Raw genomic sequence first — 11,857 nt, 5'->3', positions numbered from 1 at the left:
CGGCAAATGCTCCTGAGCATTGCCGAGTACCGTATGCTAAGAGCAAATGCGACGAATGATTTTTATATGACGCGAGCCTGCTGGTTACGGCGGGCTCTTTTTTACGCCGCTAGAGTTTACGCTTACGTAGAATAGAGGACCTGAGACAATTATGCCTATATCTGATAGGCATAATTGTATGTAATGCCGAGTGCAGCTCAGATTAACCAAATGTGCCTATCCACTTTTTACATATAATTCATCAATTGAGTACTGCTCCACTTGAGGGGAGTATTCCCGGAGAATATCTCCAAAGGCCGTACTGCATTGCATATATAAAAGATAATTTGGCGGAACAATAATCAGTTTAGGGCACTTTGCCTTCGCTTCATAAACCGATTCCCCGGTTTTGATACCATACTTTTTGGCGGGAATCGACTTCGTCAAAATAATTCCGTGTCTGGTTTCAGGGTTGCCCCCGACAACAGAAGGTACAGTTCGTAAATCCAAAGGATCACCGTGTTGGAGTCGGTGGACGGCTTCCCAGGACAGATATGCTGAATTGACGTCGACGTGAAAAATGATACGCCTGCTCAAAAGAAGTCACCTCTATATTTTGAACAAAAACCATTTGCCGGTACTTGGCTCAAATTTCAATTCAAAGACTTTTAATAATCCGTTAATCGTACTCTGGCATTGAAACGTAATCATTTTATTGCCTGCGAGTTTATCCTCAGACCGAAAACAGACATGTTCCACTTTAATGATGGTAGGGGAGTCTTGTTCCTGAATTCTAAATTTTAACGGTGTAGACATTCCGTCAACTTTGAAGGATGCTATCACTTCAATCGGTTTCATAACAGTTTTCATGAAGATCCCACCTAAAACGTTATTCTCCAGAACGTATGTTCGTATTATAGATTATACATTTGACTTGAATTTAATACAACATTTTGGGATGGTAATATTAGTTAAAGAATTAATATTGTGTCTTACTGATGAGAAAATATATAAAAGTTGGAGAGCCGTGAGGAGACTTGTTATGTATATTTGAATTTAGACAGCTAAAATTCTAAAAAAGAAAGAAAGATATAAATCTAAATCTAAATCGAATTCAACATAAAAGGTTACATTGGATTCTAATTACTAAACTCACAAAGAGCTCAAGGACTTTTCTTATTATAATTGTGTAAATACAATACGTAATGATGTTGTGTCAATATTAAAAGCGAATTCAATATATAAATGCGCATTTAATATTGACACAACATCAAAAGAGAGCTATTATGTGGTTGTGCTTAAAAATTATTATATAGGAGGTATCTGAAAAAATGTTAAAAGTAAGCAGCCATGCATTTGAAAGGTTATCCCTGAGACTTAGCCTCGATTCTGTGAAAAATAATAAAGAAATAAAAAATATGATAGAAGAATCATATGAAGTTACTCTTGAAGTTGCATCGAAACTAGTAAACATAATTCATAACAAAAAAAAGAACAAATATTATATTGCCTTTGATCCGATAAAAAACGATCCTATTATTATAATTGTTAGGGATAATGAAATAGTTACAATATTAACCAAAGACTTGGATTGGCTGATGCCTAAAGTAGGTATTCCGAAAAAAGTTTATAAAAATAAAAAGTGTTATTCAATTTATAATAATTACAACGGAGATAAGTTAATCTGCTAATAAAGTATATTCTGTTAATTTAGAAAGGAGTTAAAATGGATAAAAAATACAGTCAAAGAATTATTGCAACCCTTGATAATGAAACTACTGCAATTAAGAATTATTCTTGTTTGAGAAACTTAATGAAAATTGCAGCTAAAACTTTTAAAACAACTTTAGAAGAAATAATTACTTTTACTACGAGGGAACGTTATGATACATCGGCAAGTCTTAGATCTGGGACATTTAATAATTACTGTCGAACTGGAAAAGTAAGTGAATATGCATGTAATATATTTTATGATTTTTTTGGAGGAAAAATTGATTTAGAGGTGTTTTTAGGGAATAGAAAGATAACATATAATGACTGTATTACAATGTTATCGGTCATGTTTTACCATATTAATCATCCGCAAAATGATATTAAGGTCAATGTATTTTATGATTATTTTTTAAGTATAGAAGACTTTGAAAACAGCATAAGTCTAGCACTTGCATTTTATTTTACTTCGAGTGAGGACAGGTTAAAAGTTCTATTTTTGACTGTTGATAATGATGATGCTAGTAATATTTTTATTTTTGACGAGGAGATGGAATATATTCAGCGCGAGATTGCTGAATCTATTAAACCTAATATCATTCAAGGGGTTGCGTCAAGAACTCATGGAGATTCTCAAGATGATTCTATTTTTAATGATCCATATAAATTTCTGTCGTATATGGAAAATTTAACGTCAAAGGTTGATTTAAATTTATCCTTGTCTCAAGGACCGGAATACATAAGAAGAATTATTTCGGCAATTGATAAACAAAAAGAGTATTTTGGATATATTCTAAAGCTAATCGAATTATGAAACTAGTTTGGTTACTTGAGTATTCAGATAGGATGGATTTGTGTTACTCGCGCTTAATAATATGAAAAAAATAAAGTAGAAGAAGGAAATTATATGAACCAAGATTATGATTTATGCCACTGTGGAAATGAAAAAAAAGTATCTGAGAAAGAGTGTAATAGATGTAATGAAATTTTAAATGAATGGATCAATTTGACATTCAAAAAAGGAGTCAAGAATCTTCATCAAAGAGAAGCTAAATGTTGGAGTTGTAAAACTAAACTTTCAACTTTAACACATAAGAAATGTCCTGCATGTAACTGGATAAAATGTGCATGTGGGGCGTGTGGATGCAACATCCCTCAAACCACTCTCAATTAGAAATTTCATTGTGAAGCGTTTAATTTGCATACATTGAGTAAGTGCTTACAGAAGCACAGTCATCGGATATACCGGCGGATGAAGCAACTTTGTACCGGTTAAAGAAATGGTTTCATCATATCATAAGCCTTGGGTCGTAGGTTCGATCCCGACCAGCTCTATCAGAAACATAGACACCGCATCTGCGGTGTTTTTGCATTTCCAAAACACTATAGAATTGAACAAACTAATAGATTTTAAGTAGGAAGTAAAAGCCGGGTATCTCACCCCAATCATTAACCGCAAAAAATATTGAAAATTTCCCAAAAATATTTTTCGAAGGGGGGGTACAAACAGCAAAAAAATCTGCTGATTAATAGAGGGATGTATTCTACCCCCTCGGAGGTCTTTGGAAATTGAATATGTGTTATATCCGGTATTTTCCCCGTATGTCCTGTAAAAGGAAAGCCAGATTGCAGGTACGCCATGATCACCTTTCCGGTAATGCTCGGATTGCAAATAAAGGATCAATGTAATTAATGAGTTGATGAAGGTAAGGTGGAAGCGATTAATACCAGTGCAATAAATAAATGTTGGCAGCATTTATGGCCATGACACATACGGAGGGATTATGATACTTGCGTGCAGTCGAGGTTAAGTCCCAGAGTGCGCCCCGGTCACTGACGGGGAGGTGAAATTCCTATGAGACGGTCAACCGCCGTCTGCCGGATAAAACCAATGACCTTAATAAACCAAAACAGAATATGGCATAGGGTATGCCTGAATAAGCGTAAATACGTTATCAAAACACAGGCATACCCTAAGGCCTTATACCATTTGAGCAACGTGGGAGGCGCCTTATGTACAACGATAGCCAGTTGAAAATAACTATTGTGTCAAATAAACCATCTGATCAGGCACTCAAGAGTTTTCAGAGAAAACTATATCAACTCCTGACTAGCAAAGAGTTGAATAAAGCGATTAATCCAGTCTATGACAGCAAAACTGTCAAACTAAGTTAATCTAAATTTGGCACCTTTGATTCTGTTCTTGTTCTAATTGATAATATTCACAAAGGCATTTTTCTGGGAGGTGATCATATTGGATATTGAGAGCAAAAAATTCATTATTCGGTATGTAGCTATATATATCAGAAAATCACGTGCGGAAAACATGGAAGATCTGGAAAAACATCGCATGGTTCTTATCGATCTCTGCAAAAGAAACAATTTCAAATATGTTGAATACCTGGAGGTCGGAACATCCGACAGCATCGATATGCGTCCGAAGATTTGCAAGCTTCTGAACGAAGTTGAGGAAGGTGTGTACGATGCTGTATGTGTTGTTGAATATGACAGGCTTGGCCGGGGCGATCTCGGAGAACAAGACCGGATTAAAAAAGCGTTTCAAAAATCCAATACCTTCATTATTACTCCGGATAAAATCTTCGATTTAAACGATGATGTTGATGATACATACGCAGATTTTAAAGGCTTTTTTGCGCGTCAGGAATATAAAATGATAACGAAGAGGCTGCGCCAAGGCAAAAAAATCGGGGCAAGGCGAGGGCAATGGACAAACGGGATTCCCCCTTTTCCATATGTTTATCAAACTTATAAAAATAAAGTAAATAAAAAAGGGCTTGTTGTTGATGATGACAAGCTCTCTATATACCGTGATATGCTTGAGCAAGCGCTAAAAGGTATTGACCCTAAAAAAATTGCGGAAAATATTAACCAAAGGGGAATTTTAACGATCAAAGGCAATTATTGGAGTAATGTTACTATTCAAAGGCTTCTGGTTGATGAAACTCACCTGGGCAAAATTATAAGCAATAAGACGCAGGGGGATGCTCACAAAAATAAGCGGCCGAATGCAAAGCCATATAAAATCATTCCGCAATGTGATTGGGTTATCGTAGAAAATTGCCATGAGCCGGTTAAAACGCAGGAAGAGCATGATCGAATTTTGACGCTTATACATCAGCGAAATAGTGTTCCTGTTGCAGGACGTAAGCAAAAGCATGCATTAACCGGTTTAATTAAGTGTGCTAAGTGCGGACATAATCTTACTTTTAATATGACTGAAGAAAAAGTGTTTGTAAAGCCATGCTGGTTTATTGACGCCTTTGGGAAAAAATGCGGTAATAAGGGTATCTCAGTAGATATATTGGAAAAGTTCTCAATTGATGAGATAAAAAAATATAACGATAACTATCTTATATCGTTTGATTCAGAAGATGCCGAAAAGGCTGAGATTATGCAAGAATTAATTTTGGAAAAAGAAATTACGCTGCAAAAGCATAAAAGGGCTTTAGAGCTTGTTAATGACGCCTATGAGCTTGGCGATTATACCCGTCATGAATGGTTATTGCGTAAAGAGAAATGGCAAAAATCTATTGAGCAGCTTAAATCTGAGATATATGAACTGAAAAGGCAATATCGTTCTACAGACAAAATAACGAAAGAAGAACGGCAAAAAAAATTATCTGCTTTTTTAGACAGCATTACTGCTGTCACGGAAAATGCGCAGCGAAACGATCTGTATAGAACCATCATTAATGGTATTATTTATTTACGGGAAAGAGATACTATAGAGATAAAAATTGATTTCAAATAAGGGAGGTGATGCCCTATGTTGTCAGATAAAAAAATACCCAATAGATTGGTAAACGAAAAGTCGCCTTACCTGCTCCAGCACGCTAATAACCCGGTGGATTGGTACCCCTGGAGTGATGAAGCTTTTGCAAAAGCAAAAGCCGAGGATAAGCCGATTTTCCTTTCTATTGGGTATAGCTGACTTACATGATTTTATGTACATGTCATTGGTGTCATATTCGCTATAGTAGACAAGCAAAAGTAGCCTAAAACTGCCATTTGCATAGATTTTAAAAAAGTATCACTTTTAACCACTAGGATTCAACTTATTAAAAGTGATGATTGTTGCGAGTGTGATTAATACTACGCAGGAAACATTCATTTGCTGTAATACTAATTAAAATCCAGTCAACTAGCAAGTAAATCCATAGAAAAACGAAATTCAAGTAAAATTCTAGACTTAATTAAATTGTCTAGAATTTTTTAATTACTAATTTTGGATAAAAATCGTAGGAAAAGTATTGTTTAGTGCTATTTTGCTATGATGCTAAATAGGGTTTTCATGGATCAGGGAGGTTTTTAGACTAGTAATTAAAAATTAGACTTTTTTCGGAGAATTTGGTTTTTGGATTATTTTGGAGGAAATAGAGGAAAGATGTGGAATTCTTGCATTTGTAATAAACAAATCTTAAAGCACCGTTTGTAACAAAATTTGTTTTATACCAAATAGGGGGACGGTCAAAATCAAGCTGATACACATTTATAGGTGCTGCTTTTGAAAGAGGAGTGGGCTATGGCGAGAGAGGATCTATATATGTCACTACCATATGATTTAGCTGGAAGCAGGAGCAAAAACCGCTTCCGGCTCGAATTATTATGGGGAATAAGCAAAATGCTGGATATATATGATTATTCGGATTTCGCCATGGTATTTGACTATGTATGCGATATTGAAGTACATAGTGAAAATGGATTCGAGTTTTACCAAATCAAAACACACAAAGGCGCCAAATCGTATACTTTGGATGCCATTATTAAAGCTGAAACTGAAAGCGGGAAGTCTATATTAGGTAAGCTATATGTGTTGAAAAACGCCGACAATGACCCACAACGTGTAAAGTTGGCCATTGTGTCTAACTCCTATTTGAAATATAGCAAAAAGATATGTTCGGATGTTGAAGAACTTGAACTAAAGACAATAGATAAACCAAGCCTTAAGAAGATAGCAGACGCTTTAAAAGCCGAATTAGGTATTGCAGAAATTGATATAACAAATGTGTATTACATTTTTACGTCGATGAACTTGTCTAAACCCGAGCACGATATGATTGGGAAGATCGTGACATCCTTTGAAAAGATTAAAGGGTACGAACCTAAAAAACCAAATACGCTATATAGGCTTATATACGACACAGTTAATGAAAAAGCATGTTGTGAGTTAAGCCAAATCAATTATGAACAATTGATTCAGAAAAAGGGCTTAACAAAAGCACAGTTTGATAAACTACTGGACTGTCACATAGATAAAACTGATAACAGTGTGATATTAACGCAAGAATACATTAAGCAAAACCCGGATTATAAGCAGAGGCGTGAATTGAATGTGGCACTTGGGAGGGTAATAAGTGAGTTGCCTCGTTCAAAAGAATTACAAAATAAAGAGAAAGAAATTGCAAATTATTTAGTAACAAAGGCTGGCGACTTGCCTGATGATTTCGAACAAAGTATTGATTGCTTAATTAGCAAATACGGTTCAAAATTTTCGATTGAACATAATAAAAGAGAAATTTACATCTTTACTGTGCTAATACTTAAACGTTTTGAGGAGGGTATGTATGATGAGTAAACTTGTTTTCGAAAAATTATACCTCTATTCGACAAGCGAAAAACAAGCTAAATGTATCGAGTTTTCTGATGGCATCAACATAATATCCTCCAGCCAAGTTGATGGAACTGACAGAGGAAAATCTGTTATTATGCGTAGTCTATATCATTCTTTAGGGGCTGATAGCCAATTTGACGACAAATGGGATGACAGCGGGAAAACATATATCTTGCAATTTAGAATTAATGATAAGGCCTACTATATTTATCGAAGCTGCCGGCTTTTTAAGTTCTTTGATAACAGCAAGAAACTATTGTTTTCAACAGTTGACAGAACCGATTTAGCGGAGCAGCTCAATGTTTATTTTGATTTCTCCGTTCGGTTACCGAATAGATCGGAAGAAAAGTTGGAAATTACCCCTCCTGCCTATAATTACTTGTTGTATTTTATAGATCAGGATTATTATAATGGGACAGATTTCTCGTCATTCTCCTCGTTGCAACAGTATGCCAACTACAAAGAGAATGTTTTATATTACCATTTTGGGGCATTTGATTCCCATTATTTTGAAATAATAAAGAAATTAGAACAATTAAAAGATGAAAAATCTCAATTAGATAAGCGTCAGAGTCTTTTTGAGGGCATGTTTGAAAAAATATCAGGTGAATTAAAAGGATCTACTTATAACTCAAGCATAGAGTTATTAAAAAGCGAAATAGAAATAACTAATGATGAATATTCTGAAATAGTAGAAAAACTTAGCAACATTAAGAAAAAGCTGATTTCACTAAGAAATCAAAAAGAAGAATTACTAATTACTCTATCCGAGCTTACTGAAGCAAAGAAGCAAAATGAAAAAGACATATCTTTGTTAAATTCGCATACTTGCCCATATTGTAAAACATTTTTACAGGATACAGTTGAATTTAGAGTGGAAAAATATAACTCTTCTGATGATATTGTTATTGTAAGTAATGATATCCAACTTTCAATCCTTGATTTAGAGAACAAAATCGATCTTGATGAACAAAAGTACAAAGATACTTTAACCTTGCTTAAAGAATATGAAGAAAAGCTCAATTTTAACTCTGTTCAAGTAAATGATATATTAAGGCATAAAGGATTTATTGAGGTTCGTGACAGTTTAGTAACAGACATGGGCGAATTAAAAGCGACGTTAAAAATAAATAAAAATCAAACTGATGAGCTAAATAAGGAAAAGAAAAATTACGAAGAAACAAAAAAAGCCATAAATAATCGTTATTATGAATTACTCATTAAAGACAAAACGGCGTTCGGATTATCTGAGATTGATGAGAAGCATTTCCAAAACATTAAAAGCAATTTCAAGGCAAGTGGCAGCAATAAGCCTATAGCAACAGTGATGTGGTATATGAATTTAATTAAACTCAAAAATGAATTCAATAAGTCAGCCATAAAATTTCCAATAGTCTTCGATAGCCCCAATAATGCAGAAACGGATAACATTAAGAGAAAAGAATTGCTAACATATTTACTTAAAAATGCTTCAGATGATAACCAACTTATTATTTCAACTATTGGTTTTAACCGTGCAAAGTTTTCTAAAAAGTTGGAATTAAATATTATATCCCTATCAAATGAAAAATATCATTTGCTCAATGAAAATGAATTTGATGCTCACAAAGAATTATTGTTTGAGTTGTGCAACACACAGCTGACAACTGTCGATGAAGGAGAGCCTAAATGAGATTCTCAGAAATACTTAACAGATTGACCGGTATAAGCTGTCCAATATTTGGAGTTTCATGGAATCCGGCAGAAACAGAAAGAGCGATTGCACGCCGAATCATCATTTCTCTTGAACCGCGACGGGTATTATACTCAGCTTATGAATACGAATCAGTTTGCCCCTGCATACAATCGGTTACTGAGATAAAATACATGCTTACATCTGAACTTCCGAACATTGATGACAAATCCGATCTTAATAAATATGTAAGGGCAATGCGTAATGCATGCAACAACTTTTTAAGTAGATGTCCTGATAAGAAAGAGTTTAGATGCCATACTTGCCAATCAGGTAATATTTACAATTGGATATTTACGTCAGCAGTAGGTGAACTTCGCGGAGTATTCGGTATTATGATCGGTCAGATTGCAAAGGCTTACGGAATTGATGTGGAAGATGATTTAGCCCAGATCATACCAGAATGATAAAATGGTTACTTTGACATGTTGCTTTCGTAATCAAATGGTTCAAAGGTTAAAGTAAAAAAGTAATTTAATAAGAATCAGGGGTGAAACATTTGAGCGATTTTATCACATTAAATGCATTTAAAAGCATTTATGCAAGTAAGCCTATATACGTTTTTGATACAAATATTTATTTGGACTTATTACGATATTCTAAGTTTGCAAGTACCGAAATGCTTGATATATATAAAACATTGCATGACGATATTCGTATTCCTGCTCAAGTGCTGTCTGAATTTGCAAAAAACCTATCTGTAGTTCAGGGACAGCGAACCAGCAATGCAAAAAAAGCCATTACGGAATCTAGATTATGCTTAAACTCTTGCTCAGAGTCTGTTCTACGCCAAATGAATATATTTATTAAGTATAAATTTTTACATAGTCAGGAAATAGCGGATGAAGTTAAAACTAATTTAGATAAGCTAAAAGTTGCAATTGACGAGTATGTTTTAAAAAACGTCTTATCTTCCACCACGGGATTCTTAGAAGCGGATAGCATTGAATCTTTTATAAAAGCAATTTATGAAGTTAATCCGCATAGCGGATTTTCTCAATTAGAACTATTCGATATCTATAAAGATGGACATTTTCGATATAAATATAAAATTCCACCAGGTTATATGGATGATCCGCGGCAGAATCCTGATTCTAGAAAAGATGGTGTTAGTGTATTCGGAGACTTAATACTATGGAACGAAATAATTAGATTGAGCACAATTAATAATCGTCCTATTGTTTTTGTTACTTCGGATGTTAAAGAAGATTGGTTTATTTTGGACAATAAGCGCCCTATTGCCCCGCGAGAAGAATTGACAAAAGAGTTTTTTGAACGTACAGACGGAAAACAAATATGTATTCTTCCTAATGATGTGTTTATTAAGCATATGGGGTTAATACTGAATGTTAAAATAAAATTAGCATTAGCTGAAATACAAATTGACGAATTCGTCGATGTTGCCATACGAAATAATATAAAAGAGATAAAACAAAAAATGATAGAGTGGCTCAATGCAGATGAGCACATTTATCTTTTGCCATTTATCGTGGATATTAACAGACTAATGGATATTGATGACCTGAGGATGGTATTTCAGGACGCTTCTGTTGAAGTAAGTGATTACGTTTATTATTCAGTTTTATTGCAAGGAATGGCACAATTCACTGGAGCCTTTTATAATGAAGGAATCGAGCGATTTACATCCAATGAGATTGATTCATTTGTTTTTGATCTTAAGATATCTTTTAAACGAGCATATGAAAAAGAGGATGTTAAAGAGCGTGCATTTTCAAAAGAAATTACGGACATAACGATAATTAGCGGGGCTTTTGAGCGGGTTCCTGAAGATAAGGCCTCATTGGAGTCTAAGCGAGGGGTATTTATAAAACCAAATGATACTGATGCCGAGATATACCAATACATGATGAGTATTTGGGATTATTACGAAAAAAAACATTCTGTTGATGTAGCGGAAGCACTGGTATTCATCGATACTGCCGAACATTTTGACTGCTCATTGCTTGAAATAAATCGTTCATTTACATTAGTACAAAATCTGAGCACAAAAATGAATTTAAGTCTAAATGAGATTGATGCGTTAGCAATAAAGCGTTTTAAGGATGTTGGCATTTTAATACAAGGAAACACTGGTCGCTTCCGAGAAATAGAGGTAAATATAGGAGAACCGTACCCTATTCCAGATAGTATGAAAGTGTTGCCGCCAGAAGAAGGTAAAGCAATCCCAGTATATTTTAAAGTTATATCGGAGCGTCTCGATAATAAATATGTGCAGATTAAGGGTGAAACTAATCTACCCGAAAGCACCCATTTAATGATTAGCTTAAAGAATAAAGATTTACATTACAATACGCAATCCAAATCAGATGTCATGGCTGGGGGACACTTTGTCAGCGAAGTGTTTAAAAATGGGAAGAATACTGACAATAATGCGTTGCCTCTAGGTAGTTATGAATTAGAAATAGTTGTACCAATCATAAGTGTACAGCCAGATAGCGTAAAAGTTGCTTTTGGTAATAGAGGTAGAAATTTGATAGGAGATTATGTATCTTCTGATACTATCATGGGTCAGACAATAAGATTCACACATCAATTCGATATATAATTTAAATTACCAAGAGATAGCAGCCTTTTTGAAGCTGGCATTCTCTTTTTCATAAATAAATAGTAAAAAAGCCGTTTGCTTCATTGATAAAAGCAAGCGGCTTTTTTGCGTTAAGTCCTTCGGTAATATGTCAAGACCCTAAGCGAGTCAATTTTTCAGTAAGTTAATAATCAGTGGGTAAAAAAGACAATAAGAAACCATCTCATTCCCAAAAAGATATGGGAAAAAGTTACAAAAA

General features: G+C 34.5%; 8 protein-coding genes and 2 pseudogenes. 8 read left to right on the top strand and 2 right to left on the bottom strand.

Translation table 11 applies throughout. The features are described from left to right. Positions 1-228 precede the first annotated feature (228 nt). Positions 229-576, bottom strand: a pseudogene (locus OKX56_RS02965) (DNA polymerase Y family protein); the annotation flags it as partial. A gap of 12 nt (positions 577-588) precedes the next feature. Then, complete coding sequence (locus tag OKX56_RS02960; protein ID WP_025205188.1) at positions 589-849, bottom strand: hypothetical protein; 261 nt, start codon at positions 847-849, stop codon at positions 589-591. 461 nt (positions 850-1,310) lie between these two features. On the opposite strand from OKX56_RS02960, the gene OKX56_RS02955 reads away from it, so the two are divergent. The 8 genes and pseudogenes from OKX56_RS02955 (at position 1,311) to OKX56_RS02920 (ending at position 11,619) form a co-directional block, all read left to right on the top strand. Continuing rightward, complete coding sequence (locus OKX56_RS02955; protein ID WP_158208140.1) at positions 1,311-1,670, top strand: hypothetical protein; 360 nt, start codon at positions 1,311-1,313, stop codon at positions 1,668-1,670. 35 nt (positions 1,671-1,705) lie between these two features. After that, positions 1,706-2,503 (top strand): hypothetical protein, encoded by a 798-nt coding sequence (locus tag OKX56_RS02950; protein ID WP_025205191.1) that lies wholly within the window; start codon positions 1,706-1,708, stop codon positions 2,501-2,503. Positions 2,504-3,943: 1,440 nt separating this feature from the next. Next, on the top strand, positions 3,944-5,461 hold the full coding sequence (locus OKX56_RS02945) for a recombinase family protein (protein WP_025205193.1): 1,518 nt from the start codon (positions 3,944-3,946) through the stop codon (positions 5,459-5,461). A 15-nt stretch (positions 5,462-5,476) separates the two neighbouring features. Then, positions 5,477-5,638, top strand: a pseudogene (locus tag OKX56_RS02940) (DUF255 domain-containing protein); the annotation flags it as partial. 594 nt (positions 5,639-6,232) lie between these two features. Then, a complete protein-coding gene (locus OKX56_RS02935) occupies positions 6,233-7,285 on the top strand; it encodes a dsDNA nuclease domain-containing protein (protein ID WP_287895614.1) in 1,053 nt (350 codons plus the stop codon). Continuing rightward, positions 7,275-8,993, top strand: a complete 1,719-nt coding sequence (locus OKX56_RS02930; RefSeq protein WP_287895613.1) for a hypothetical protein — start codon at positions 7,275-7,277, stop codon at positions 8,991-8,993. Before OKX56_RS02935 ends, OKX56_RS02930 begins: the two co-directional genes overlap by 11 nt. Continuing rightward, entirely contained in the window at positions 8,990-9,460 is a 471-nt protein-coding gene (locus OKX56_RS02925) for a DUF6650 family protein (RefSeq protein WP_287895612.1), read from the top strand. The genes OKX56_RS02930 and OKX56_RS02925 overlap by 4 nt, the downstream gene beginning before the upstream one ends. Before the next feature lie 92 nt (positions 9,461-9,552). Continuing rightward, a complete protein-coding gene (locus OKX56_RS02920) occupies positions 9,553-11,619 on the top strand; it encodes a PIN-like domain-containing protein (protein ID WP_287895611.1) in 2,067 nt (688 codons plus the stop codon). The last annotated feature ends 238 nt before the right edge of the window (positions 11,620-11,857 follow it).

Source organism: Dehalobacter sp., from assembly GCF_030063005.1.
GTDB classification, from domain to species: Bacteria; Bacillota; Desulfitobacteriia; order Desulfitobacteriales; family Syntrophobotulaceae; genus Dehalobacter; species Dehalobacter restrictus.
The sequence above is the reverse complement of the archived record's forward strand: the minus strand, read 5'-3'. Positions and strand labels throughout refer to the sequence as shown.